Annotated in this window: 27 protein-coding genes, 1 rRNA gene and 1 other annotated feature; of the genes, 1 reads left to right on the forward strand and 27 read right to left on the reverse strand. The window is 47.9% G+C overall.

From position 1 onward, the window contains the following. Nucleotides 1-421 precede the first annotated feature (421 nt). From AC0MA3_RS24385 to AC0MA3_RS24470, 18 genes are all read right to left on the reverse strand, one after another. Nucleotides 422-1,018, reverse strand: a complete 597-nt coding sequence (locus AC0MA3_RS24385; protein ID WP_474658124.1) for a class I SAM-dependent methyltransferase — start codon at nt 1,016-1,018, stop codon at nt 422-424. A 136-nt stretch (nt 1,019-1,154) separates the two neighbouring features. Then, nucleotides 1,155-1,514: a 50S ribosomal protein L7/L12 gene (gene rplL, locus AC0MA3_RS24390; RefSeq protein WP_379163867.1), complete on the reverse strand. Its 360-nt coding sequence runs from the start codon at nt 1,512-1,514 to the stop codon at nt 1,155-1,157. Between the two features lie 65 nt (nt 1,515-1,579). Continuing rightward, nucleotides 1,580-2,083: a 50S ribosomal protein L10 gene (gene rplJ / locus AC0MA3_RS24395; RefSeq protein WP_379163870.1), complete on the reverse strand. Its 504-nt coding sequence runs from the start codon at nt 2,081-2,083 to the stop codon at nt 1,580-1,582. Nucleotides 2,084-2,147: 64 nt separating this feature from the next. Beyond that, nucleotides 2,148-2,301, reverse strand: a sequence feature (ribosomal protein L10 leader region). A 68-nt stretch (nt 2,302-2,369) separates the two neighbouring features. Beyond that, nucleotides 2,370-3,062 carry a 50S ribosomal protein L1 gene (gene rplA, locus AC0MA3_RS24400; RefSeq protein WP_074086516.1) on the reverse strand — a complete coding sequence of 231 codons (693 nt, stop codon included), beginning with the start codon at nt 3,060-3,062 and terminating at the stop codon, nt 2,370-2,372. A gap of 81 nt (nt 3,063-3,143) precedes the next feature. Then, nucleotides 3,144-3,569 (reverse strand): 50S ribosomal protein L11, encoded by a 426-nt coding sequence (gene rplK, locus AC0MA3_RS24405; protein ID WP_020427083.1) that lies wholly within the window; start codon nt 3,567-3,569, stop codon nt 3,144-3,146. A gap of 75 nt (nt 3,570-3,644) precedes the next feature. Next, on the reverse strand, nt 3,645-4,178 hold the full coding sequence (gene nusG / locus AC0MA3_RS24410; protein WP_020427084.1) for a transcription termination/antitermination protein NusG: 534 nt from the start codon (nt 4,176-4,178) through the stop codon (nt 3,645-3,647). A gap of 21 nt (nt 4,179-4,199) precedes the next feature. Continuing rightward, complete coding sequence (gene secE, locus AC0MA3_RS24415; protein WP_019908206.1) at nt 4,200-4,391, reverse strand: preprotein translocase subunit SecE; 192 nt, start codon at nt 4,389-4,391, stop codon at nt 4,200-4,202. 20 nt (nt 4,392-4,411) lie between these two features. Then, a complete protein-coding gene (rpmG, locus tag AC0MA3_RS24420; RefSeq protein WP_074086515.1) occupies nt 4,412-4,561 on the reverse strand; it encodes a 50S ribosomal protein L33 in 150 nt (49 codons plus the stop codon). Nucleotides 4,562-5,048: 487 nt separating this feature from the next. Then, a complete protein-coding gene (gene sigH / locus AC0MA3_RS24425; RefSeq protein ID WP_019908203.1) occupies nt 5,049-5,693 on the reverse strand; it encodes an RNA polymerase sporulation sigma factor SigH in 645 nt (214 codons plus the stop codon). A gap of 161 nt (nt 5,694-5,854) precedes the next feature. Then, nucleotides 5,855-6,376 (reverse strand): NYN domain-containing protein, encoded by a 522-nt coding sequence (locus AC0MA3_RS24430; RefSeq protein ID WP_379163874.1) that lies wholly within the window; start codon nt 6,374-6,376, stop codon nt 5,855-5,857. Between the two features lie 2 nt (nt 6,377-6,378). Beyond that, on the reverse strand, nt 6,379-7,140 hold the full coding sequence (rlmB, locus tag AC0MA3_RS24435) for a 23S rRNA (guanosine(2251)-2'-O)-methyltransferase RlmB (RefSeq protein WP_379163877.1): 762 nt from the start codon (nt 7,138-7,140) through the stop codon (nt 6,379-6,381). A 39-nt stretch (nt 7,141-7,179) separates the two neighbouring features. Then, a complete protein-coding gene (locus AC0MA3_RS24440; RefSeq protein ID WP_474658125.1) occupies nt 7,180-7,617 on the reverse strand; it encodes a Mini-ribonuclease 3 in 438 nt (145 codons plus the stop codon). Beyond that, nucleotides 7,614-9,020, reverse strand: a complete 1,407-nt coding sequence (gene cysS / locus AC0MA3_RS24445) for a cysteine--tRNA ligase (RefSeq protein WP_379163883.1) — start codon at nt 9,018-9,020, stop codon at nt 7,614-7,616. Before cysS ends, AC0MA3_RS24440 begins: the two co-directional genes overlap by 4 nt. Nucleotides 9,021-9,074: 54 nt before the next feature. Further along, nucleotides 9,075-9,767: a serine O-acetyltransferase gene (cysE, locus tag AC0MA3_RS24450; RefSeq protein ID WP_379163886.1), complete on the reverse strand. Its 693-nt coding sequence runs from the start codon at nt 9,765-9,767 to the stop codon at nt 9,075-9,077. Nucleotides 9,768-10,247: 480 nt separating this feature from the next. Then, nucleotides 10,248-11,711 carry a glutamate--tRNA ligase gene (gltX, locus tag AC0MA3_RS24455; RefSeq protein WP_474658126.1) on the reverse strand — a complete coding sequence of 488 codons (1,464 nt, stop codon included), beginning with the start codon at nt 11,709-11,711 and terminating at the stop codon, nt 10,248-10,250. 50 nt (nt 11,712-11,761) lie between these two features. After that, a complete protein-coding gene (gene ispF, locus AC0MA3_RS24460) occupies nt 11,762-12,250 on the reverse strand; it encodes a 2-C-methyl-D-erythritol 2,4-cyclodiphosphate synthase (RefSeq protein ID WP_379163892.1) in 489 nt (162 codons plus the stop codon). Further along, nucleotides 12,247-12,945, reverse strand: a complete 699-nt coding sequence (gene ispD / locus AC0MA3_RS24465; RefSeq protein WP_474658127.1) for a 2-C-methyl-D-erythritol 4-phosphate cytidylyltransferase — start codon at nt 12,943-12,945, stop codon at nt 12,247-12,249. The genes ispF and ispD overlap by 4 nt, the downstream gene beginning before the upstream one ends. A 96-nt stretch (nt 12,946-13,041) precedes the next feature. Beyond that, on the reverse strand, nt 13,042-14,130 hold the full coding sequence (locus tag AC0MA3_RS24470; protein WP_379163898.1) for a PIN/TRAM domain-containing protein: 1,089 nt from the start codon (nt 14,128-14,130) through the stop codon (nt 13,042-13,044). Nucleotides 14,131-14,344: 214 nt separating this feature from the next. On the opposite strand from AC0MA3_RS24470, the gene AC0MA3_RS24475 reads away from it, so the two are divergent. Beyond that, nucleotides 14,345-14,740: a nucleoside triphosphate pyrophosphohydrolase family protein gene (locus AC0MA3_RS24475; protein ID WP_074086506.1), complete on the forward strand. Its 396-nt coding sequence runs from the start codon at nt 14,345-14,347 to the stop codon at nt 14,738-14,740. 116 nt (nt 14,741-14,856) lie between these two features. On the opposite strand, the gene pssA is transcribed toward AC0MA3_RS24475, so the two are convergent. The 9 genes from pssA to rrf form a co-directional block, all read right to left on the reverse strand. Further along, the gene (gene pssA, locus AC0MA3_RS24480) at nt 14,857-15,594 is read right to left on the reverse strand and encodes a CDP-diacylglycerol--serine O-phosphatidyltransferase (protein WP_379163902.1); all 738 of its coding nucleotides are present in this window, start codon (nt 15,592-15,594) and stop codon (nt 14,857-14,859) included. Nucleotides 15,595-15,660: 66 nt separating this feature from the next. Next, nucleotides 15,661-16,731 (reverse strand): DNA integrity scanning diadenylate cyclase DisA, encoded by a 1,071-nt coding sequence (disA, locus tag AC0MA3_RS24485; RefSeq protein ID WP_379163906.1) that lies wholly within the window; start codon nt 16,729-16,731, stop codon nt 15,661-15,663. Between the two features lie 10 nt (nt 16,732-16,741). Further along, nucleotides 16,742-18,109: a DNA repair protein RadA gene (gene radA / locus AC0MA3_RS24490; RefSeq protein WP_474658128.1), complete on the reverse strand. Its 1,368-nt coding sequence runs from the start codon at nt 18,107-18,109 to the stop codon at nt 16,742-16,744. Nucleotides 18,110-18,290: 181 nt separating this feature from the next. Next, nucleotides 18,291-20,759, reverse strand: a complete 2,469-nt coding sequence (gene clpC / locus AC0MA3_RS24495) for an ATP-dependent protease ATP-binding subunit ClpC (RefSeq protein ID WP_474658129.1) — start codon at nt 20,757-20,759, stop codon at nt 18,291-18,293. 36 nt (nt 20,760-20,795) lie between these two features. Continuing rightward, a complete protein-coding gene (locus tag AC0MA3_RS24500) occupies nt 20,796-21,860 on the reverse strand; it encodes a protein arginine kinase (RefSeq protein WP_379163913.1) in 1,065 nt (354 codons plus the stop codon). Between the two features lie 28 nt (nt 21,861-21,888). Next, nucleotides 21,889-22,413 carry a UvrB/UvrC motif-containing protein gene (locus tag AC0MA3_RS24505; protein ID WP_379163916.1) on the reverse strand — a complete coding sequence of 175 codons (525 nt, stop codon included), beginning with the start codon at nt 22,411-22,413 and terminating at the stop codon, nt 21,889-21,891. A 28-nt stretch (nt 22,414-22,441) separates the two neighbouring features. Beyond that, complete coding sequence (locus AC0MA3_RS24510) at nt 22,442-22,903, reverse strand: CtsR family transcriptional regulator (RefSeq protein WP_025707278.1); 462 nt, start codon at nt 22,901-22,903, stop codon at nt 22,442-22,444. Nucleotides 22,904-23,306: 403 nt separating this feature from the next. Then, a complete protein-coding gene (locus AC0MA3_RS24515; protein WP_474658130.1) occupies nt 23,307-24,479 on the reverse strand; it encodes a GNAT family N-acetyltransferase in 1,173 nt (390 codons plus the stop codon). A 413-nt stretch (nt 24,480-24,892) separates the two neighbouring features. Beyond that, nucleotides 24,893-24,968 (reverse strand): 5S ribosomal RNA (rrf, locus tag AC0MA3_RS24520); the annotation flags it as partial.

Consider the following 24,968-nt stretch of genomic DNA (forward strand, 5'->3'; position numbering starts at 1 on the left):
TTACTCACCCCTCATGTCTACTCACTTAAAAATTTGATTGCGAACCCTTGTTTGGACCCGTATAATGGAACCATAACACAAGGACTCAGCCATAAATAAAGAAAAGCCCTTATCGAAATCTTCGAAAAAAGAGCGCATCTTTCCACGGCCAAAATACTCCTTATCCGTAGATTTGCCTAAAACGTAGGTATTATACGTCACCAAGCAACAGTTTATGCGCTATTATCTATTGACCCGGCGACCTTCGCCGTGAAAGGAACATAGAGAACTGAATTCGCAAAAACTTGCCGTACGGCATGCGCTTACCGGCGACAATATATTACTTGACATTTCAGCAAACTAAAGACATGGAGCCTATCTTAATACTGACATTTTATAATAATAACACTATCGACAATACATGTCAACAGGATATATATTTTTATTTCCGCGCTTTAATAATTCGATAACCTTTATCTTTCCCAACTTCTTCTACATCCTCAAACATACTCTCAAGCTTGGCCGCTGCTGAAGGTGCACCCTGTTTTTTCTGGATCACAACCCACAGCGTACCACCCTCATTCAAATGCTCATAGGCTTGTTCAAAAATTTGATGTACGACCGCTTTACCGGCTCGAATCGGAGGATTTGTCAAAATCACATCGAATTTCTGACCCTTCACTGCAGAGAGTACATCGCTCTCCAATACAGTTACATTGTTAATCCCATTGTTCCTGGCATTCTCACGTGCTAGCTCTACCGCCCGGCTGTTAATGTCAATCATCGTGATGTGTCCCTTGGGAGCCAGATAAGCGGCGCTAATCCCAATCGGGCCGTAACCACAACCCACATCAAGCACGGACGTTCCATTCGGAATATCCATTGTTTCGATTAATACACGGCTGCCGTAATCAATGTCTCCTTTAGAAAAGACACCGGCGTCGCTGGTAAAGCGGAGGCTTTTTCCTCTTAGAACCGTATCGATGGTGCGTCTGTCATGACGCGCATCCGGCTGCTGCGAGTAATAATGCTGCGACATATAATCCTCCCTTTCATTCTGCTCATTTCTAGCAGGTATAACTTATACAGCAACCCCCTTGAACAAGTTCAAGGGGGTTGCCAGAACCGGGAGCAGGCAGAATACCTATTCCCGGTACAAAACCATAAAGCTTATATTACTTCACTTCTACAGCTGCGCCTGCTTCTTCCAATTTTGCTTTGGTAGTGTCGGCTTCTTCTTTGCTTACTTTTTCTTTGATTGCTTTTGGTGCATTGTCTACGAGGTCTTTAGCTTCTTTCAAGCCAAGGCCTGTGATTTCGCGAACGATCTTGATAACGTTGATTTTGGAAGCGCCAGCGCTTGTCAAAATTACGTCGAATTCGGATTGTTCTTCTACTACTGCTGCTACTGCGCCACCAACAGCTACTGGAGCTGCTGCAGTTACGCCGAATTCTTCTTCGATTGCTTTAACCAGGTCGTTCAGTTCCAATACGCTCATGCCTTTAATTTCTTCCAAGATTGTTTCTTTGCTCATGATTGAACCTCCATTTTATATTAAAATTATTTTGTGGTAATGATTATGATGCAAGAAGCAAAGGCTTACGCGCTTTGTTCTTCCTTGTCAGCAACGGCTTTAACTGCAAGCGCGAAGTTGCGCATTGGAGCTTGAAGCACGCTGAGCAGCATGGACAGCAAACCTTCGCGGGAAGGAAGCTCAGCCAGTGCTTTTAGTTGGTCCGCATCAATGACACGGCCTTCTACAACGCCACCCTTAAGCTTCAGAGCGTCGTTCTTTTTAGCGAAATCATTCAGAATCTTAGCGGCTGCTACTGCGTCTGTTTCGCTGAAAGCGACCGCTGTAGGGCCAGTCAGAACAGCATCGAGATCAGTCAGTTCAGCCGCAGCTGTTGCACGACGAACCAATGTGTTCTTCAGGACTTGAAAATCCACCCCAGCTTCACGAAGCTGCTTGCGCAGTTCAGTCACTTGGGCAACGTTCAATCCGCGGTAGTCGACAACAACAGTTGATACACTGTTTTGCAGCTTGCCAGTAACGACATCAACCGCATCCTGTTTAGCTTGGATTACTTTTACATTTGCCAATTGTATACACCTCCTGAAAAATTATGTCACGGTGGTTACTTCCGAGGAATCCGCACCGTCCTACGCAGGCATTAGAAAAGCCTCCGCAGATTCACGAAGGCTTGATAAAACGATAGTGGTCAGGCACGCGCCTTACACTTCTTGTTTCTATCACAACACCTCGGTAGGGAATTAAGCCTCTCGGCACCTACTGTCTACGGTAAGCATATTCAAGTTGAAGAATGATCACCTTAAAGTTCACAACTGTTACAGATTATCAAAGATGACTCAGAGAGTCAACCTTTATTTATCTGAATGCAGCTGCATTCACACGAGCGCTTGGTCCCATAGTAGACGAAATTGCGATGCCTTTAAGGTATACACCTTTGGCAGCAGCTGGTTTCGCACGGTTCAGGGCGTCGATCAGGGATTTAAGGTTTTCGTTCAATTGCTCAGCATTAAAAGACACTTTGCCGATAGGCGCGTGAATTTGGCCTGCTTTATCGAGACGGTATTCGATTTTACCAGCTTTAATTTCTTGAACAGCTTTAGTAACATCGAAAGTAACTGTGCCGGCTTTAGGGTTAGGCATAAGACCTTTACCACCAAGAAGACGACCAAGTTTACCGACTTCACTCATCATATCAGGTGTAGCTACGCAGACGTCGAATTCAAACCAGCCCTGTTGGATCTTGTTGATCATATCCTGATCGCCTACAAAATCCGCGCCAGCAGCTTCCGCTTCTTTCGCCTTTTCACCTTTTGCAAATACAAGCACGCGTTGTGTTTTACCTGTGCCGTGTGGCAGGACAACAACACCACGAACTGCTTGGTCTTGTTTACGCGGGTCTACACCCAGACGAACTGCTGCTTCAACGGTTTCGTCGAATTTGGCAGTTGCCGCCTTTTTCACAAGCTCTACAGCTTCTGAAGGCTCGTAAGTCGCTTCGCTATTAATAAGCTTAGCAGATTCTTGGTATTTCTTACCATGTTTAGCCATGAAAATGTTCCTCCTTTGTGGTGTTAGCGGAAATTCCTCCCACATATTGCGGTCATGTAAGACCGGTTCATCGAAAACATATTAGTCTTCGATTGTGATTCCCATACTGCGGGCAGTACCTTCAACCATACGCATTGCAGCTTCGATAGATGCAGCGTTAAGGTCAGGCATTTTTGTTTCGGCGATTTCACGAACCGCTGCGCGGCCCAGTTTCGCTACTTTTTTCTTGTTTGGTTCACCGGATCCTTTTTCTACTTTCGCAGCGATGCGAAGCAGAACAGCAGCCGGAGGAGTTTTGGTGATGAAGGTAAAGGAACGGTCTTCAAACACTGTGATTTCAACCGGGATGATCAGACCAGCCTGGTCAGCAGTACGAGCGTTGAATTCCTTACAGAATGCCATGATGTTGACACCTGCTTGACCTAACGCTGGACCTACTGGAGGCGCTGGATTCGCTTTCCCTGCAGGAATCTGCAGTTTCACCATTTTAATTACTTTTTTAGCCATGAGTGACACCTCCTTGCAAAAATAGTGGTATTCGAACACTATAGAGTGTTCTCCCACAAGAAACCCTTGCGGCTGTTATATTTTCTCCACTTGAGTGAAATCCAACTCCAGCGGGGTTTCCCGTCCAAACATGTTGACATGCACTTTGATCTTGCTCTTATCAGCCAATATTTCTTCCACAGAGCCCACAAAATTCGCAAAGGGACCAACCATAATACGTACGGATTCCTTAATTTCGAAATCAATCTTCGCTTTAGGTTCAACCATGCCCATATGCTTCAGAATCTGTTCAACTTCTTCAGGAAGCAGAGCGGTAGGTTTGGACCCGGAACCTGTCGAACCAACAAATCCGGTAACGCCCGGCGTATTGCGGACTACATACCATGAATCATCAGTTTGAACCATTTCGACCAAAACATAACCAGGGTAAACTTTACGCATGACGGTTTTTTTCTTGCCGTCCTTGTTTACCAGTTCTTCTTCCATAGGAACAAGAACACGGAATATTTTGTCTTCCATGCCCATGGACTCAACGCGTTTTTCCAAATTGGCCTTGACCTTATTCTCATACCCGGAATAGGTATGAACAACATACCATCTTTTTTCCATACCAAGCCACCTGGGACCTCTCTAAATAATCCTTTCGATCACAGCGGAAATACCGATGTCCAGAACCCAGAAGTAAAGAGCGATCACTACAATTGTACCGAGAACGATCAATGTATAGTTTTTCAATTCTTTACGGCTAGGCCAGCGAACTTTTTTGAGTTCACTCCAGCTCTCAGTGAAAAAGGAAAACAAAGACTTGAAACTACGTTTCACGCCGACTACACCTCCAAAGACTATCTGGTTTCGCGATGAGGAGTTTGCTCGTTACAGAACTTGCAAAATTTCTTCATCTCCAAGCGGTCGGGGTGATTTCGCTTGTTTTTGGTTGTCGCATAGTTTCTTTGTTTGCAACTTGTACAAGCCAAAGTGATAATTACCCGCATGATGTGCACCTCCCGAAGACGTCCTTCTAATCATGAAATTAGAAGACGCAAATATTGATCCTAAAAAAAAGCCGCGAATTTAGGCCTACCTAAAACACTTTAGCATAATGTCAACCACTGTGTCAACGAAAGATTTCCCCCATCGCATTGGGTAATTTCGGGTGCTGAAGCCTGATAACGCACGTAGTCTCTGTCCTTAACTTTTCGCGCCAATCGCTGTCCATCCTGTAAGATCAGATTCCATAATTGCATGAACCCTCTTCAGATCCTCCAGGAGAATCTGCCGGTAAACCATCGCTAAAACGAAAGCATTCCTTTTTTTGGGGGAATAACTTATTCATTTCTACTTATCATTATGGGGCATTTGCATTGCGTATAAACCTACTGTCAACGGCAAAGGGCTACAATCTGTCTGTCCATTCATTAGAACACTCTCAAAACACTAAAAAAAGACTCGATGTCCGAGCCTTTCCTGTACAGTATATCATTAATTGTCACGCACTTCCAGATATCTTTCCAATTTCCGCTTCACTCTCTGCAAGGCGTTGTCTATTGACTTCACATGGCGCTTCAGATCCTCTGCAATCTCCTGATAAGAACGTCCGTCCAGATAGAGCATTAGAACCTTACGTTCCAGATCACTCAGAATCTCGGCCATCTTATCTTCCAGACCAATGAACTCTTCCTGGTTAATAATCAATTCTTCCGGATCAAGCACCTGTGTTCCGCAAATGACATCCATAAGCGTCCGATCGGAATCCTCATCGTAAATTGGCTTGTCCAATGAGACATAGGAATTGAGCGGTATATGCTTCTGGCGGGTAGCCGTCTTAATAGCGGTAATAATCTGACGGGTAATGCAGAGCTCGGCAAATGCCTTGAATGAAGAAAGTTTGTCACCTTTGAAGTCACGAATCGCCTTGTACAGGCCTATCATACCTTCCTGCACAATATCTTCACGGTCTGCCCCAATCAGAAAATACGAACGGGCTTTGGCACGGACAAAATTACGGTACTTATTGATTAAATGTTCCAATGCGCCACTGTCGCCACCACGGAAGATCTCGACAATTTCTTCATCGCTTATGAAATCATACTCGGACAGCATTATTTCCTTGAGGTCGACACTCACCAAGAATCCCCCCGGCTGCAACGCAAGACACATCGTTACTTCGCAAATATAGGATCAGTATATATTATGTTACCTTACACCGTCAACCGCAGATTGTCCAAAATCAATCTTCAATAACATTTTATGGTATTTTTCACGAAAACGCTTTAATTCCAGTTATATTACTGACGGCGCCAGTCCTCCAGCCGTTTGCGGACTTCAGGCGGAAGCTTATCTTCCAGTGAGTGCCTAGTGGAACTGATGCTCCCCGGCTCGATTGCCTTCTTAACCTGTTTCTGGTTTTCTTCAATCTCCAGACGCAGCTCACGGGCTGATATCCGCAGTGCTCCTTGTGCAAAGATAACGTGCTGCTCCACAAAGTCGCTGGTCGCCACGTAAATCTGCCGTCTGCGGTGATTAAACTCCCCGACCAACCGCTCTATGCATTCATCTGCTGTTTCTTTTTCCTTGGTGAAGAACACCTGTACTTTCCCCTGCACAAAAGATCTGCCCAATCCCGGCACACGGTAGGCATCGAATACGGCAATGACACGCAGTCCCGAGAATGCCTGATAATCAGCAAGCATATCCAGCAGCCGGTCGCGCGCTTCCTGCATTCCTGTAAGTGATAATTCGGCAAGATCAGGCCAGCCGCCAATCATATTGTAGCCATCCACAAGCAGAATATCGCGCCAGTCGGCCATAACTATCCCTGCTGTTGCCGGCGGCGCAGCACCTCATACATAATAACGCCTGCGGCAACTGAAGCGTTTAGCGAGTTAATTTTCCCGGCCATCGGAAGTTTCAGCAGCACGTCACATTTCTCCCGGATCAGGCGGCCCATTCCTTTATTCTCATTCCCTATCACCACTGCTACCGGACCTGTAAATATATCAGAAGCATAGAGATTCTGATCTGTATCCACATCGGTTCCGACTACCCATACCCCAAGCTCTTTGAGGCGGTCAATCGTCTGTCCTAGGTTGGTTACGCGTGCGACTGGAACATATTCTACTGCTCCTGCAGAGGTTTTGGATACAGTTGCCGTGATTTGCGCAGACCGACGTTTCGGAACAATAACTCCGTGCACACCCGTACAGTCGGCTGTTCGAAGAATAGATCCCAGATTGTGCGGATCTTCGATTTCATCAAGCAGAATCAGAAACGGCGGTTCTCCTTTGGCTTCTGCGGCAGCCAGAATGTCTGCAACCTCTGCATAGGCAAAAGGCGCAGCTTGTGCTACTACTCCTTGGTGCTGTACGCCAGGCGCAAGCTGGTCCAGCTTTCTTTTATCCACATGCTGAATCACAATTCCCGCTTTACGCGCTTCGGCAATAATGGGTGCTGTTAAGTGTTTTTGCGCCGTTTCAGCGATCCATATCTTATTAAGTGTACGGCCGGCACGAAGCGCCTCAAGCACTGAATGCTTGCCCGCCAATACTTCTTCTTCTGTCCTCAATTCTTCCATGTTCATGCCTCCTATTCTAAATATCTCTACCTTACGGCCTTACTTAGGCCGGTTCATCATATATTGGATGCTGCTGTCAACGAGTTCTTGGATGCGGGCTTGCTGGCCTGTGTAATACAAATGACCAATTAGGCACTCAAAGGCTGTAGCATGCCTATATTCCAGCACATCCGCATTCTTGGGAATGGTCCCGGATTTGGCATTCCGCCCCTGCCGGGCGACATCCTTCTCTTCATCCGTAAGCATCGGCTCCAGAAAGCCAAGGATTGTGCTCTGTGCTTTGGCTGAGACCAGTCCGGTCGCTGTACGGTGTAAATGATTCGGACGCAAATTCGGCAGCGAGATCAAATATTGGCGAACTGCCACTTCATAAATAGCATCTCCGGCATACGCCAGTACCAATGGAGAAAGGAGACGTGCCGGTTTGGAGGGCTCGTAGGGGAACCAGGCACTCTCCGGATTAAATGGCCCGCTCATTTACGCCGCCACCGCATTCCTTGCGGAGTATCCTCAAGCAGTATGCCCATTGCACTTAGCTCATCGCGGATCTCATCGGAACGTCCCCAATTCTTGTTCTTGCGTGCTTCGGCACGTTCAGCAATCAGTCTCTCCACTTCTTCTCCAGCAACCTCCTCCTTAATCTCCGGGGTCAGTCGCAGCACAGTGTTCATTTCGGCAAAAGCTTGCAGTAACGCCGCGAAGTCCGCAGACGGCACTTCTGAGTTCGCAAGTGTATTATTCGCAAGGCTTACCCAGTCAAAAATTGCTGTAATGGCATCTGGAGTGTTAAAGTCATCCTGCATCTTGGCATGGAAATTGCCTGTAATCGCAGCCAAACGTTCTGTGATCTGTTCGCTTGCCTGACCTTTGGCACCTTCCGGATCAAGCTCAAGGCGGTGCTTCACGTTGCTCTCCGCAAGTGCAATACGTTCAGCGCTTTTTTCAGCGGACAGCATGGATTCTTCAGTGAAATTCAGCGGATTGCGGTAATGGGTCGAGAGCATGAAATAACGGATCGTTGCCGGTTTGAAGCGCTGGCGGATATCCTTTACCAGCAGACCGTTGCCGAGCGATTTCGACATTTTTTCATCACCGATATTAATAAACCCGTTGTGCATCCAGTAGTTAGAAAGCGGCTTACCGCTTAAAGCTTCCGTCTGAGCACATTCGCACTCATGGTGCGGAAACTGGAGATCCTGTCCACCGCCATGAATATCAATAGTATCGCCAAGAAACTCACGGGCCATGGCCGAACACTCGATATGCCAACCAGGACGTCCGTCTCCCCATGGACTGTGCCAATGAATTTCTCCAGGCTTCGCTGCTTTCCAGAGGACAAAATCCTCGGGCTTTTCTTTACGTGAATCAACTTCCACCCGGATGCCGAAATGCAGCTCCTCCAGATTCTGGCGGGAAAGCTTGCCGTAATCAGTAAATTTGGCTGTACGGTAATAGACGTCACCTCCATTTTCGTAGGCGTAGCCTTTTTCTTCAAGCTCCTTAATGAACTCGATAATCAGCTCCATGCTCTGCGTAACCCGGGGGTTCATCGTCGCTGGTTTTACACTAAGTCCTGCAAGATCCTCCCAGTAGGCTTTGATAAACGTTTCCGCAACCTCTGCTACAGTAGTATTCATCTCTTCTGCCTTGCGGATCAGTTTGTCGTCTACATCCGTAAAGTTGGTAACATAATTGACTTCATACCCTATCTGTTCCAGATAGTTCCGGACGATGTCAAAAACAATCACCGGTCTGGCATTGCCTATATGCATGTAGCCGTAGACGGTTGGACCGCACACGTACATTTTAACCTTGCCTGATTCCTGTGGGACAAATTGTTCCTTACTGCGCGTCATTGTGTTATAGATTTGCAATGCCATGTTTGCTCCCAATCCTTTCTATTTGACCGCGGATTCTGTTGAATACCGGTATGCTCAGATTTCGTAATCACCGATATACTGCTGGCTCTCCAGGCGTCTCTGCTCCTGCTTCTGATGGTCCTCTGTACCCAGCTTTTCTCTGATTTCTTCGATCTCTTTCTGTAAAAAACGCAGGGAATCGACCAGGGGATCCGGCATTTTGGTGTGGTCAAGCCTGTCAGATACCCGTTCACCATTCCGTTTGACCACCCTTCCAGGGTTGCCCACCACTGTACTGTTGCTTGGCACTTCACGGAGAACAACCGAATTGGAACCGATATTGCAATTATCGCCGATCCGGAACGATCCCAATACTTTTGCACCGGAGCCGATCACAACATTATTGCCTACGGTCGGATGACGTTTCCCTTTTTCTTTACCCGTTCCCCCGAGTGTGACTCCTTGATAAATAATCACATCATCCCCGATTTCGCAGGTTTCTCCAATCACAATGCCCATTCCATGGTCAATGAATAAGCGGTTGCCAATCGTTGCCCCTGGATGAATTTCAACACCGGTCATAAATCTGCTAACTTGGGAAACGATACGTGCAAGCGTAAACCAGCGCCGTTTATAAAAAGAATGAGCTATCCGGTGTGCCCAAATAGCGTGAAGCCCGGCGTAGGTGAAGACAACCTCAAACCAGCTGCGGGCTGCGGGATCGTTGTCGAATACTGCCCGTATGTCCGACTTGACATGCTTAAACATCACGGTTCCCCTCTTCTTTGACTTCCTCGCCTCCTGTTAACAGGTACGCATAAGGAAGGTATTATCTACAGCCCACGTTCTCTTTATATACATGCATTTCAACAAAAAACGCCCCTGCAGCATAATGCTGCAGAGACGTTTAACCGCGGTCCCACTCTGCTTGGACGTTGCATGATTCACCGGATTCACCATTCTCAGCCAGTAAGTGCTTCTGTCCCTCTTGGCGTCTGTAACGGCAACGTCCCCGGCACTGTCTAATGTCCCATGAAGGAACACTCAACCGTGCAGCTCACAGGCGCATGTTCAGCGGCAGACAAATGAATAACTCCCAGCCTGCAAAGGAACAGTCCCTTGGCGGTTATTCTCTCTGGCAATTGTCTTTGTGCGCTTACTTTTCCTGATCCCAGCTATTATTGTATGCTTCTATCTTAGCTAAAAGACAACAGACTGACAAGGGGATGCCCCTCCTGTTACTTCTTCTTAGGCCCCTTTGATCTGCGACTTCAGACGATCGATGACCCGGTTACGGCCCAAAAGAACTATTGTCGCATTCAGATCACGGCCATGTGTCTGTCCGGTTAAAGCAACACGGATTGGCATAAACAGCGCCTTACCCTTATGTCCGGTTTCTTTCTGGACTTCTTTAATCAGGACGGCCATGTTGCTGGCGGTAAATTCATCTGTGGCTTCTACCTTGCTCAGGAAAGCGGACAAGACTTCAGGCACCTGGTCTTCGGCCAGAATCTGGGCAGCTTCTGTCTCGAGCTCTACATGACTGCGGAAAAACAGCTCGGACAGCTCTACGATGTTCGATGCAGAAGTCATCTGCTCCTGGTATAGAGCAACCAGACTTTCCGCCCATGCCTGCTGCTCTTCATTCAGTGCTTCCGGCAATCTTCCTGCTTTTTGCAGATGGGGAATAGCTAACGCCGCGATCCGCTTAGGATCTGCATGCTTGATATAGTGGTTATTCAAATGCGACAGCTTGTTGGTATCGAATACGGCAGGACTCTTGGATAGCCGGTTTGCATTGAAGATAGAGATCAGCTCTTCTTTGCTGAAAATCTCCTCTTCTCCCTCCGGCGACCAGCCCAGCAATGCAATAAAGTTGAACAATGCCTCTGGCAGATAGCCCAGCTGATCGTACTGCTCAATGAACTGAATAATGGATTCATTACGTTTGCTCAGCTTCTTGTGGTCATCCCCAACAATCAGGGTCATGTGTCCAAATAGCGGCGCTTCCCAGCCCAGTGCTTCATAAATCATCAATTGGCGAGGTGTATTCGAGATATGGTCTTCCCCGCGCAACACATGGGTAATCTCCATCAGATGATCATCCACTGCAACAGCGAAGTTATAGGTTGGTATTCCATCCTTCTTCACAATGACAAAGTCGCCCATCTCCTTGGAATTAAAAGAAATACTGCCCTTAACGATATCATCAAAGGTATAAGTGCGATCCTCTGGCACACGGAAGCGGATACTTGCTATACGTCCTTCTGCTTCATAAGCCTGGCGCTGATCTTCAGTCAGGTTCCGGTGTTTGCCGGAATAACGCGGAGTCTCGCCTCTAGCGGTCTGCTCTTCACGTTCAGCTTCAAGCTCTTCTTCTGTGCAGTAGCATTGGTACGCTAGTCCCCGGTCAAGCAGGTCCTGCCAGTATATGCGGTAAAGATCCAGACGTTCCGTCTGGCGGTAAGGTCCGTATTCACCGCCGACATCGACACTCTCATCCCAATCCATTCCCAGCCATTTCAAATATTTGAGCTGGCTTTCTTCCCCTTCAGCAATATTACGTTTTACGTCCGTATCTTCGATACGGATAATAAATTTGCCTCCCAGATTACGGGCAAATAAATAATTGAATAACGCCGTTCTGGCATTTCCGATATGTAAATGTCCCGTAGGGCTTGGTGCGTAACGCACCCGGACTTGATTAGCCATGTCATTCCCTCCGCTTCATAATGGTTAAAATTAGGCTGTTAACAGCCATCTCAAGATGATATCACATCTTGCAACAGACAGACAATAGATTGTGCCGCAATACCTTCTCCGCGTCCGGTAAAGCCCAGCTGTTCAGTAGTGGTTGCTTTTACATTCACCTTCGATGTCTCCGCTCCCAGTGCCTTAGCGATTACCTCGGTCATTTGCGGGATATAAGGGGCCATCTTAGGCTTTTGGGCAATAATAGTAGAATCAATGTTACCAAGTTTATAGCCGCGTTCACGGGCGAGAGCCCATACATGCTCCAACAGCTTCAGACTATCCGCATCCTTAAAGGCCGGGTCCGTATCGGGAAAATGTCTGCCGATATCGCCAAGTCCCAGGGCGCCCAGAATAGCGTCGCTCACTGCATGCAGCAATACATCCGCGTCGGAATGCCCAAGCAGTCCCTTTTCATAAGGAATCGTGACCCCGCCAATAATGCACGGCCTGCCTTCCACCAGCTGGTGTACGTCAAAACCTTGTCCTACAGCAATCATATTTGTACCTCTCCCCTGTTTCTTTGTGTAAATTCAGCGAAATCCAGATCCTCCGGTGTGGTGATCTTAATGTTTGCGTAGCTTCCCTCCACGACAGCAACCGGAATACCGCTGCGCTCCGCGAGACTCGAGTCATCGGTGCCAAGAAACCCATCACGCTCTGCCGACTCATACGCCATAATCAGCTCGGACAGACGAAAAGTCTGCGGGGTCTGAATCGCCCACAGACTTCGCCGATCCGGTGTGGACAACACTTTGCCATCCTTGTCCACCTGCTTGATCGTATCTTTTACCGGTACAGCAAGCACTGAGGCACCATTCTCCTTGGCATGCTCATAACAGGCAGTAATTTCTTGCTCCTGCACAAAGGGTCGGACACCATCATGAACCATTACCCAAGTGGTCCCCAGTTTTCTCAGTCCCAGGTGAACAGAATGCTGGCGTTCGGATCCTCCGGTTACTACAGATGACACTTTGTCGAGCTTGTAGTCCTTTATCCACTCCAGGCAGCGTTCCACATCCTCTTGGCCCGTAACCAGTACAATCTCAGAGATAAGCGGATGCTGCTGAAATATCTCCAGGGTATGAACGATAATCGGTTTCCCCTGCAGCAGCAAATATTGCTTGCTCTCCGCAGTCCCCATTCTTGTTCCTTTGCCCGCTGCTACGATCACGACACCTACACTGTTTGACATTCTGCCCTACTCCTGTCTTTCACGTATACTCCCATCATAACGTGTTTAGCGGGCATTTCCAACCCATTAGCCAAGCTTTCAGCGTTCCAAAACCGTTTATTGCGCTTTCTCCATCAGTTTCGGCTTGGCAAAGATCATGCGTCCCGCCGAAGTCTGCAGCACGCTGGTTACCAGAACTTCCATGGTTGTACCGATGTATTCACGTCCGCCCTCGACCACAATCATCGTTCCGTCATCGAGATAGGCAACGCCTTGTCCATGCTCTTTGCCATCTTTAATAACCTGGACAATGATTTCTTCACCAGGCAGCACCACCGGCTTTACCGCATTGGCCAAATCGTTAATGTTGAGAACTGACACTCCCTGCAGTTCACACACCTTATTAAGATTAAAGTCATTGGTTACCACCTTACCCCGCAGCACCTTAGCCAGTTTAACCAGCTTGCTGTCCACTTCAGAGATTTCTTCGAAATCACCTTCGTAGATCAGCACTTTTACATCCAGCTCTTTTTGGATTTTGTTGAGGATATCGAGTCCGCGCCGGCCGCGGTTGCGTTTCAGCAGATCTGATGAATCGGCGATATGCTGCAGCTCCTCCAGAACGAATTCTGGAATTACAATGGTACCCTCAATGAACCCCGTTTTGCAGATATCTGCGATCCGTCCGTCAATAATGACACTTGTATCCAGAATCTTATGCTCTTCCAAACCGCGTCCTTCCGGCTCCGGAGCCTGCCCCCAGCGTCCGGTTGTCCATAGAGAAGCCAACTCTTCTTTCTTTTCCAATCCAATCCGTAGACCCAGGTATCCAAACGTAAGCGTTGCAGCGACCTGCAGCAGCTCTCCTGCCTTTCCAAGCCAATCCATGGTTGGATATAGCAACAGGGACAAGAGAAGGCCTCCCGTAAGCCCAGCAGCGCCTGAAGCCAATTCGTTCATAGGGATGCGCGAACAATACAGTACCGCCTCCCGCAGTTTTGAACCTCCCCATTCCGCGCACAAAGTCCCCGCAAACAAAAAAATAATGGCTCCCAGCACCGCAAACAAAAGGCTTCCTTGCACAGGCAAGCTATCACCCAGTTTTCCCATTCCCTCCGGGAATCCTCTTTCTGCCGCATGGTATAGCGTATAACCTGACCAAGCTCCGCATAGGGCGGCAAGCATCAAAATCATTTTTTTCCACATTACCTCAGGCACCTCCTTTTATTCATCCTAAAATGATCTATACCTCTCCAGTATGTTCCAATTTTCAGGACGGTAATCCGGGGGAGCTTTATTTTTTCTGACACTGAATATATTCGTTGCTGTAAAGACAAACGGAAACTTCTATTACTGGTTGAAAACGGGGGAAGGACTGACATATAATGAACTCAATTACGAACCCAGGGGTGAATGGAAAATGAGCGCACCAAGTTTACAGGCCTTCCAGGATCAAGTCTCCGAACTGCTGCTCCGTCACCGTAGTCTTCTGGATGTAATGTCCAAGAATGGGCAGAGCAGCGCTTCCGTCAATCGTGCCGTCGTCAAAGCCATTACGGAATGCGGCTGTATTCAGCTGCACGCCAAGAAACAGATATTCGAACCTGGCTTAGGGCTTGAACAAGCCAAAGAACTCGCAGGAACTCATCTTGAAGGCGAGCTGTGCGAGAACTGCCGTGAGGTGGTTGCCTCCGAGCTGGGCCGTGAGCTGTTCTATATGTCTGCACTCTGCAATTTGCTTAACATTAATATGGACGAGGTTGTAGAAAAAGAGTCACAGAAATGTGCTACGCTTGGTTTGTTTAACTTTTCCTGAATAGCTTGTTGCGCTCGTTCCCTTCGCCAGTTCGGCAAAAAAAGGCTTCGCCATCCACTGTTCACAGGGAATGGCAAAGCCTCTTTTATTTTGAGCATCAGACATGCAGCAGCGAATCATCCATTTTTGGAGTGATATATTTTGTCTTCTGTGCGTCGTCTGCGGCGGTGGCGGCGACGAGCCGTCAACCGGTCGATATTTTGCTTAAACCCATACAACGCATATGATGCAAGAAGTACAAAGATCAGCTTGGCAATTTGCTCAGGAAAAATAACGGCAACTGCAACAGCTATAACAATCACAACAGGGGCACCTACAACTGCTTTTTTGGGCAGGCCCACTTTTTTAAAATTCGGATATTTAACCGTACTGACCATGAGGTAGGACAACAGCAGTGTAGCCACAATCATAAATGGAGCCGATACATCTTTATGAAAAAGCGCCAGTGTAGCCAGCACCCCGCCCGCAGCCGGAATCGGCAATCCTACAAAATATCCGGGGATACCCGGGCGGACATTAAAACGGGCCAAACGAAGCGCACCGAATACCGGGAAAATCGCCGTTACGGTCCAGCCTAATGCAGAATTCAGATCCTGAAGGCTAGTAATGTACATGATCAGCGCTGGTGCCACTCCAAAGGAAACAACATCGGATAAGGAGTCCAGCTCCTTGCCGAATTCACTCTCACATTTCAGCGCCCGTGCAACACGCCCATCCAGCCCGTCTAACAGCATAGCGATAATCACCATGATAGCGGCCATGCTCAGTTTACCGTCAAACGCCATCATGATACCAAACATTCCAAGCATTAAGTTACCAATGGTAAACAAACTTGGAATTGATTTTTGTATCATTTCTTCACCTCTATTATCTTACTATTGAGCAAACAACGTCTCCAATATTACGTGATTGTATGTTATTTACATTTGCCTGTCAATAAGAACTTGCTTCTGTAGCCGCTTGAGTCCGTCCTGAATATTGCGGGCACGCACTTCTCCGATACCATCCACTTCATCCAGTTCTGCAATACTTGCCGTCATCAGGTTAGGCAGCATTTCAAATCTTTCCACCAAATTGTGTATGATCACATTAGGCAGTCTTGGAATTTTATTCAGCAAGCGGTAGCCGCGCGGCGTTACTACTTCCTCCGAAGCAATCGCCGTAGACGAATACCCCAGCAGGCGGGCAATGTGATTGTCGTCCATCAGATCATCGTCGCTGGTGCGTTTGAGTCCGGCAATAATTTCGCGGATTTTGTCCTCCTGTTCCTCCCTTGCATAGTCTCTGTACAGAAGCCATGCTTCTTCCTCTGTATTTCCAACCAGTTCTTCCATTTGCATGCTGATCAGGCGTCCTTCATTGCCGAGCTCGTTGATATAGCGTTTGATTTCCATCTTGATCCGAAGCACCATTTCCACGCGCTGGATAACTCCAACCACCTCTGCAATGGTGACGATCCCTTCATACTCGGAAGCAGACAGATTTGTCAAACTCTGTGTAAGCACTGCTCTGTACTTCTCCAGGGTTTGGATCGCCTGATTGGCCTTGGCCAGGATGGACCCGATTTCTTTGAGGGCATAACGGATAGAGCCTTGATACAGCGTGATAATATTGCGGCGCTGAGAAATGGAAACCACCAGCTTACCGGTTTGCTTGGCCACACGTTCCGCTGTGCGGTGCCGGATACCTGTCTCGATAGAGGAGATGGAGGAGTCTGGAATCAACTGCGTATTGGCATACAGAATCCGTTTCAAATCCTCGCTCAAAATAATCGCACCGTCCATTTTGGCCAGCTCATACAAGTAATTGGGTGAAAAATCACAATTGATGGAAAAGCCGCCATCGACAACTTCCATCACTTCTGGGCTATATCCAACAACAATGAGCGCTCCTGTCTTTGCCCGCAGCACATTCTCCAGACCTTCCCGGAAAGGTGTCCCAGGCGCAGCCATTCTGAGCAGATCATTCATATTCTCTATTTCCTTTGTCATTCTGTGCCCCCTAATCTAACGCGACCGCTAGTGCATCTGCAACGGTGCTGACGCCAATAATCTGGATATCTTGCGGATGCTTCCAGCCTTTCATGCTTTTCTCGGGCATAATGACTCTCCGGAACCCAAGCTTGGCTGCCTCCTTCACACGTGTTTCTGCACGTGAGACCCCTCTCACTTCTCCCGTAAGTCCAACTTCACCAAAAAATACATCATAAGGCTTTGTTGAAATATCACGGAAGCTGGAGGCAATACTAATGGCAACTGCCAAATCAATAGCCGGCTCATCCAATTTTACCCCGCCAGCCACATTCAAGTAAGCATCCTGGTTCTGGAGAAACATCCCCATCCGCTTCTCCAGCACTGCAATGATCAGAGCCATCCGTTGATGGTCCATGCCTGTGCACATCCGCCGTGGTGAAGGGAAATGGGTAGCCGCCACAAGCGCCTGAAGCTCCACAAGCACAGGCCGGGTTCCTTCCATACTGGCTACAACTGTTGAGCCAGCTACTCCAAGCGGGCGCTCCGACAAGAAAAGCTCAGAAGGATTCTCCACTTCAGTAAGCCCGATTTCCCCCATCTCAAAAATCCCGATCTCATTTGTGGATCCAAAGCGGTTCTTGACTGCACGCAACAAACGGTACGTATGATGCCGCTCCCCTTCAAAATAGAGAACGCAGTCAACCATATGCTCCAGCATGCGGGGACCTGCGATTGCTCCTTCTTTCGTTACATGTCCTACAAGGACCGTGGCAATTCCGCGAATTTTGGCGATCCGCATGAATCTTGTCGTACATTCCCGTACCTGGGTCACACTGCCGGGTGCACTTGTCACCTCTGGCATAAATACGGTCTGAATGGAGTCAATTACAAGGAATTGGGGCTGAATCTGCTCAATAGCTTCTTCAATGCTCTCCATATTTGTCTCACACAGCACATAAAGCTCTGCTGACAGCGCCCCGAGGCGATCCGCACGAAGCTTCGTCTGACGTACAGATTCTTCTCCCGAAATATAAAGCACCCGCAATCCCTGCGTTGTCAACGCATGTGAGGTCTGCAGCAGGAGCGTCGATTTACCAATCCCCGGGTCTCCACCTACCAGTACCAGCGAACCGGGAACAATTCCTCCACCCAGCACTCGGTTAAGTTCTCCTATGCCTGTCAGGATACGAGGCTCTTTGTCACTTTCTATATTTATGATCGATTGCGCCTTTTCTTTACTCTGAAAAATCGGTGCATTCATGCCTTGTGTTTTGACTACGGTTTCCGTCTCTTCCACCATAGAGTTCCAAGCCTGGCAGCCGGGACATTTACCGAACCACTTTGGTGATTCGTAGCCGCATTCGGTGCAGAAAAATTTAGTTTTTGGTTTAGCCATGTGCGCTCCTATTCATCCGAACTTGCTAAAATTGCGGGTAATTTTCGCTTACTCAAAGTTTACCATTTCTGCACAGTGAACGGAAGGTCACTTAAGATCTACTTTTGGATCCGCTTTACACAAAAACAAAGCCCCCACTTCTCCATACGGAGAATCGGAAGCTTTGTTTCAATACTTAAGGTTATTCTTTTCCAACCTCATCTTCTTGTGTAACAGCAATCGGAGCTTCCACTTTGGTTACTACAAGTTCACCATTAACTTCATCAATGTTAAGGGAATCTCCTTTTTGAATGTTGCCTTTCAGCAGCTCCTCGGAGAGACGATCTTCGATGTGCTTCTGGATCGCCCGGCGCAGCGGACGCGCACCAAAGGCTGGATCATATCCCTCTTTGGCCAAAAAGGCTTTAGCCCCATCTGTGAGCACAAAGTCCACATCATACTCACGCAGCCGTTTGCGTAATTCTTCGGACATAAGTGTAACAATTTCGGCAATATGCTTTTCGTCCAGGGAGTGGAAGACGATAATTTCGTCAATACGGTTCAGGAACTCTGGGCGGAAGCTCTTCTTCAGCTCCTCCATGACTTTACCCTTCATGTTGCTGTAATCCGCCCCGGCATCTTGTACCGCGGTGAAGCCAAGCGTCGAATTCTTCTTGATCGCCTGTGCCCCTACGTTAGAAGTCAGAATGATCAGGGTATTACGGAAATCAACCACACGGCCTTTGGAATCGGTCAGACGACCATCTTCCAGCACCTGCAGCAGAATGTTGAATACTTCCGGATGAGCCTTCTCAATTTCGTCCAGGAGTACAACAGAATATGGCTTGCGGCGAACCTTTTCGGTTAATTGCCCGCCTTCTTCATAGCCCACGTACCCTGGAGGAGCTCCGACCAAACGGGAAGTGGAATGTTTCTCCATGTACTCTGACATATCGATACGGATGACCGCATTCTCATCACCGAACATAGCTTCAGCAAGTGCACGAGCCAGCTCCGTTTTACCAACACCAGTTGGTCCGAGGAAGATGAACGAGCCCATTGGACGTTTAGGGTCCTTGAGGCCTGCACGTGCCCGGCGGAGTGCCCGGCTTACTGCCTTCACGGCTTCATCCTGACCAATGACCCGTTCATGGAGCAGAGCTTCCATGTTAAGCAGACGGTCTGTTTCCTCTTCCTTCAGCTTGCTTACAGGGATTCCTGTCCAGCTGGCTACCACCTGAGCGATATCCTCTGGTGTAACCTGAGAATCAGTACGGCCCTGTTTTTCTTTCCACTGGTTCTTGGTGGTATCCAGTTCTTCGCGAATTTTTTGTTCGGTATCACGCAGTGCAGCCGCCTTTTCAAACTCTTGGCTTTGTACTGCGGAATCCTTCTCCTTGCGGATATCATCCAGACGCATTTCGAGCTCTTTCAAATTTGGCGGGATCGTGTACGAGTTAAGTCGTACCTTGGAGCCTGCTTCATCAATAAGGTCGATTGCCTTATCCGGCAGGAAACGGTCCGGAATATAACGATCGGACAGCTTCACAGCTTCCACGATTGCTTCATCTGTGATCTTCACCCGGTGATGGGCCTCGTAGCGGTCACGGAGACCGTATAGAATCTGGACAGCTTCTTCCGGAGACGGCTGATCCACTGTTATAGGCTGGAACCGGCGCTCAAGAGCCGCGTCCTTCTCAATATATTTGCGGTATTCGTCCAGGGTAGTTGCACCAATGCATTGCAGTTCCCCACGGGCAAGAGCAGGCTTCAGGATGTTGGAAGCATCTATCGCACCTTCTGCACCGCCAGCTCCGATCAGGGTATGCAACTCATCGATAAAGAGCACGATGTTACCTGCTTGACGAATCTCATCCATAATCTTTTTGAGGCGGTCCTCGAACTCACCGCGGTATTTCGTACCGGCAACCACTGAACCCATGTCCAAAGTCATTACGCGCTTGTCGCGCAACGTTTCTGGAATTTCATTATTGATGATCTTTTGTGCCAAGCCTTCAGCAATCGCTGTTTTACCTACCCCTGGTTCACCGATCAGGACCGGATTATTCTTGGTGCGGCGGCTAAGCACTTGTATTACGCGCTCTATTTCTTTACTGCGGCCAATGACCGGATCCAGATTGCCGTCTTTGGCATAAGCAGTCAGGTCGCGGGCCAGACCATCCAGCGTAGGCGTGCTGACATTGGCTGGAGCACCGCTGTGACTCGAAGTAGCTTCACTGCTGCCCAGAAGCTGCAGGACCTGCTGACGGGCCTTATTCAGGCTGATTCCAAGGTTATTCAGTACACGGGCAGCAACACCCTCGCCTTCACGAATCAGTCCAAGCAGAATATGCTCTGTTCCTACATAAGTGTGGCCCAGCTTACGAGCTTCATCCATCGACAGCTCGATAACCTTTTTGGCACGAGGAGTATAAGCAATGTTTGTAGGCTGTTCTTGTCCCCGGCCGATCAGTGTTTCCACTTCGTCCTGAATTTTCTCAAGACCCAGACCCAATCCGATTAAAGCCTTAGCGGCAATGCCGTCACCCTCACGAATCAGACCGAGCAAAATATGTTCTGTCCCAATGTTGTTATGTCCCAAACGAACGGCTTCTTCCTGCGCCAGCGCCAGCACCTTTTGTGCGCGTTCCGTAAATCTTCCAAACATCATATCCCCTGCACCTCCACGGATAATAAATATCTATAATTAATGTTGTGATCCCAGTGTCTCCCGGAGCAGCTTCGCCCGGTACATATCGCGTTCGGTGGCCGAAAGCTCGTCGCCGAACATTTTTTGCAGAAAACCCGGCTGTGTCTTCACATTAAGCTCATTGAGGACTGAAATCGATGGTCCTTCCAGTATCCCTAGATCTACTCCGAGCCTCAGATCGGATAGCCGTTGGGCAGACTCTTTGAGTTCCATCACCGCTGCATACGACAAAATCCCGTAAGAACGTTTGATTCTGTCTGTAATCCTCAAGGCGGAATCCACCAGCAGACGTTCCCGCGCGTTACGTTCATGCTCAATAATCTGTGTAACTACGCTGTGAAGGTTCTCGATAATTTCACTTTCAGTCTGGCCTAGCGTGATCTGGTTGGAGATCTGAAAGATATTTCCTACTGCCTCGCTGCCTTCTCCATAAATCCCTCTTACCGTAAGCCCTACCTGATTCACAGCGGATAAAATCCGGTTGATCTGATGGGTCATAACAAGTGCAGGCAAGTGGACCATAACCGATGCGCGAAGCCCTGTACCCACATTCGTAGGACAACTGGTCAAATATCCTCTTCGATCATCAAAGGCATAATTGACCGAGCTTTCAAAAATATCATCAATAGCTGTCGCCCTTAGCCAAGCTTCTCTGACCTGCAGACCGGGGAACAGGCACTGAATGCGCAAATGGTCCTCTTCATTGATCATAATGCTAACCGATTCATCTTCATTCAGGATGACTGCACCACCCCGTGCCTCATTGGCGAGGTTAGGGCTGATGAGATGCTTTTCCACGAGCACCTTTTTGTCCAGTTCATCAAGCTCATCCAGCTTCAGGAGTTGAAAGTTACCGAAATCGGCAGTTGCTTCTCCCTGAAAAACAGGAGCGAGCTGTTCCAGCACCTCTTCCGACTGCTCCGCCGAAGCCAGCAAAGGGAAGGGTAAATGCTCCAGATTACGGGCAATCCGCATCCGGCTGCTAATGACAATCTCGGAATGGCTGCCACCGCAACGCATCCAGTCACTAAGGGCTTGTTCGGTAAACCGGAGACTTGACATGGCTTATCCCCCCTATATATCAAAGACTTTACTCTTGTGGCATTTCTTTTTCAAGCCTACGGATCTGATCCCTCAGCTCAGCTGCATTTTCAAACTCTTCCTGCGCAATACTTTGCTGCAATTCCTGCTTCAGCTCGTCAATCTGGCGTTTGCACATGATCTTTGCTCCGGCACGTTTGGGCAACTTACCCACATGGGCGGTGCTGCCATGAACCCGTCTGAAGAGCGGATCCAGCGTACTGTCAAAATATTTATAGCAGGAGCTGCAGCCAAAACGTCCAAGCTTGCTGAACTGGGAGTATGTCATTCCGCAATTCTCACATTGCAGGCTTTGTGCGGTCTGAGCGGCTGCATTTTTCTCTTTGCCGGCTCCTTCCAGATCCAGTAGACCTGAGAGCAGACTATGAATGGAGAATCCTCCCGAAGTTCCAGGAATCAGCTCACCCTTCTCACGTGCACAGCTTTCACAAATATGAAACTCCGTCTTCTCTCCATTCACAATCTTTGTGAAATGAAGTGTCGCCGGTTTGACCCCGCATTCCTGGCAAAGCATAAGCGGTGTCCCTCCTTAAGATTGACCATTATTTGCCCAATAAAGAGATTAGCATAGCCTTCATTAGCTTGGCACGAATCTCATCCCGGTACGGCAGATTAACCGTCAGGCATTCCCGGGAAACAGCAGCGCGCAATAGGCACGCTTCACGCTTGGTTAGAAACCGGGCCTCCTCCAGCTGATAAATCAGCCCTTCGGCGGAATTTTGATCGATATCTTTTCCTATTGTAGAATTGAGATGGGCGTAAAGTGCGACATTCTGGGGCAACTCAAAACGCTGAATCCGGATGTACCCCCCACCGCCACGTTTGCTCTCAACTACATAGCCCTTTTCCAAAGTAAAGCGTGTACTAATGACATAATTGATCTGAGACGGCACACACGAGAACTGGTCCGCCAGGTCATTGCGCTGAATTTCCACCGTACCTTCGGGACTTTCATGCAAAATATTCTTCAGATATTGTTCGATAATATCAGAGATATTACGCATCATCCATCCTCCAGTATTCAAAGCTTATAGTGCAACTGAGTGCGCATTCCGTCCGGCAATGATCTCTAAAGAACTTAACCCACGGGCAGAGGCCCGAATCGAAACCACATCCCGGAGATACACCAAAAAAGCCATTAATGAAGAGCCGGCCACCAGTGTCTCCACTTCCTTCAATACATTGAAATCGAGCTTCGTTGACTTTGACTTTCTTTGACTTTTTTCATATTATAACACATTCTCACTGAATTCCAAGTGGTTGCTTATATTTTTTACGATTTAGGGTGATTGTATTCTGACCTTTGTGAATAAATCCAGCGTTTTGCTAGAGGTTACCATTGAACCTTTTTATTAAAAAAGGCCCTCCAAGCTTCGTTAGGAAGCAAGGAGAGCTCTAATTACAGGATTAGAAAAAATCAAATAATGCTGTTTTCCCCTCCGGGATAATCCTTTCCAGCCAGGCCAATTCCGCTGAGTCAGCTGTTAATTGCCCATATCTGGCCAGTTCTCCCGGCCGCTTGTACCCTAGAAGCAGTACAGTCAGCGTGCCAATAGTACAACTCATATCGGCCGAGGCTTTTTCCCCTTCAAGACGGTTTAGTGTTGCTGTTCCCTCCTCAGTTACACTCCATAACCACAATCCATCATTCCACGGAGCATGTTCATCATCAATATAGAGGGTTCTACTCTCAAGGCGGTTTAAGGCCTGAAAGGTGAAGTTCTCTACAAACGCCTGTGCGTTCACAATCCGTGCCATGAAATATGGATAATTCTCCTGTGGAATGCGCGGATCCGGAAGTAAATACGGAAGAATATCGTCGGCAGGCACCAGCTTGAGCGAAGCTCCCGTTATCATCGAATCATGGTTGGCAAAAAATGTCCACAAGCCCTGACGCGCTGCTTCGTTCAAGAATATAAATTCATCAATGACCAGCTCATTATTTGTTACTTTGTACAGTGCATATCCTTCCGGATCACCAAGCTTGGAGTAAAAAACACAGTGATGTGTCTGGTCATCCAATACACTCCGCTTCCACCAGTCCGCATCACGCTGCAGAGTTCCATTATACTCAGCGGCAAAGCTGCTATACAGTCTCTCCAATGTTTCAAGCCCCGCTGAGTCACGCTTTACAGTCCCCTGAATTTCAGTTTTCTTTGGAAATTTGTTCACAGGTATGGAATATTTTTTATATTCGCAATAGACCTCCCAGCCAAACTTACGGTAAAAAGGAATTAAAAACGGATGCAAAAAGGATAATGTCTGACCCGCTTCGTTCATCGTTTGCAGAGTATGAGATAGAAGCTTAGCTACAAGTCCCTGTCTGCGGTTCTCCGGCCATGTAGAAACTCCGGCGATTCCACCCATGGGAACAGCTCTGCCTTGTATATAGACCTGAAGCGGAAGTAATGTCAGCTGTGCTCCAAGCACTTCATCTTCGAAGACACCCCATACTCTTTCCGGCTTGAATTGCAGCTTCGCATCAGCCCGGTCTTCACCCGTAACCTTATATTTAAAAGCATATTCGGACAAGCTTAGACTTGCTTCAAATTCCTCGGGTTTCAATTGCCTGATTTCCATTTCCGCTCACCTCACCATTGTTAATAATACGCTTTATATGAGTATAACAAGCAAAAGACTCTGGTGCTAACCCACTCTCAAAAAATACCTCCGCTAAAAGTTATCCACAGAAAAATACTGAAACAAATCATTTTGTTTGAATTAATTGTTACAAAAAATAGTTATCCACTATTTTCATATACTTGTCCACATAATCCACTTTTTATCCACAAAAACCGTGGATTAATCGGTTTTCTCTTGACTCATCTATATAATTATGTATTCCGCAACACAAAGGATGGATGTAATGCGCCTTGTACTTGTATCCACATGTGTGCAATTTTTCTGAACTTACAGAAAATTATCCACAGCTTTTCCACAACCGTGCACAACGCAAAAAAGCCACTGTCAATTGCTCAACAGTGGTTTTGTCTGCTTGGCGGCGTCCTACTCTCCCAGGACCCTTCGGTCCAAGTACCATCGGCGCTGGAGGGCTTAACGGTCGTGTTC

It is taken from the genome of Paenibacillus sp. LS-5 (assembly GCF_056121505.1).